Origin of the sequence: Roseateles sp. (assembly GCF_049240545.1) — a bacterium.
Lineage (GTDB): Bacteria > Pseudomonadota > Gammaproteobacteria > Burkholderiales > Burkholderiaceae_C > Paucibacter_A.
This window is the reverse complement of record NZ_JBMLSK010000183.1, coordinates 1-1172: the sequence shown is the minus strand read 5'-3', so window position 1 is coordinate 1172 and position 1172 is coordinate 1. Positions and strand designations below refer to the sequence as shown.

The 1172-nt window shown below is 72.5% G+C and carries 2 protein-coding genes; both read right to left on the bottom strand.

From position 1 onward, the window contains the following. Positions 1-994, bottom strand: a 994-nt coding sequence (locus ACOVRJ_RS11945) for a DUF885 family protein (RefSeq protein WP_422044071.1), incomplete at its 3' end; no start/stop codon positions are given. Further along, positions 991-1172, bottom strand: a 182-nt coding sequence (locus tag ACOVRJ_RS11940) for a hypothetical protein (RefSeq protein WP_422044070.1), incomplete at its 5' end; no start/stop codon positions are given. The genes ACOVRJ_RS11940 and ACOVRJ_RS11945, both read right to left, overlap by 4 nt.

Below are 1172 nucleotides of genomic sequence, written 5' to 3'. Positions count from 1 at the left end.
GCCGGTCCACGCGCTTGCACAGGGCCTCGATGCTCTCGCGCAGGGCGTCGCGCGACGGGGCGACGAACTGCGGGTCCGATGCCAGGAAGGCGCGGTAGCCCGGCACGTTGCCGCCGTAGCCGGCGTCTCGGGCCACGGCTTCGATCTCGCGCTCCAGCCGCGCCACTTCGGCCAGACCCAGCGCGTGCACCTCGTCGGGGTCGTCGGTGGTGCTGGTGAAGTGCCGCACCCAGGTGCGGTAGTACGCAGCGCCGGCCGGGCCGTCCACGCAACTCAGCGATTCGCGCGCGCCTAGCTGCACCAGGCCTTCCAGGAAATCGGCCCAGGCCTGCAGGGCCGGCATCAGGGCTTCGCGCACCACGCCCAGGGCGCGCTCGGCCTGGGCCAACACGGCGGGTTGCGCCGCCGCCGGAGAACGCTTGAAGGGCGACAGCCAGGCCGAGGCTTCGGGCGCCGCGGCCAGGATGCCCCGCGTGTTGGCCTCCGCGCTCTGCAGCACCACCCGCGGGTAGCGGTAGCCGCGCGCATGGCCGGCCTCGATGTTGGACTGCACGTCGCGCAGGTAGCCGGGCAAGCCGGCCAGACGGTCGACGTACAGCGCCGCTGCGGCGGCATCACCGACGCTGGTCGAGTTGGCCCAGAACATCGCGGTGAAGTCCGGCCCGGCGGGGAACAGCCAGGGCCTCTGCCACGAGTCGGCAGCGTGCTGTGCCCGCAGCCCCGCCAGTTCGCGCCGGATCAGCGCCAGCGTGGCGCGCTCCTGGGCCTGCAGGGGGCCGGCGTCGATCTGTTCGGCCTGCTCCAACAACTGCGCGGCATCCTGGTCGCGGCGCAGGTGGTCAGCCGCCGACTCGCGGAACAGCACGGCATCGGCCAGCGGCTGCCCGGCGAGCACGGCCGACAAGGGCAACGCATGGCACTCGAAGGCCCAGTACTGATCCGCCAGGGCGGCCAGTGCGGCTCGGGCCGGGGTCTGTGAAGTCTGATCGGTCATGGCTTCGGTTCCGCCGGTGCGCCGAAGATGGCCTCGCGCATCACGGCAATCGTCCAGTCCGGGAGCTCGTAGACGAAGTTGTGGCCGGCGCCCTTGGGCGCGACGACACGCCGCGAGCGGGTCGACGTGGCCAGGTAGCGTTCGCGCGTGGCCGCGAAGAAGCGGAACATGCGGCGCG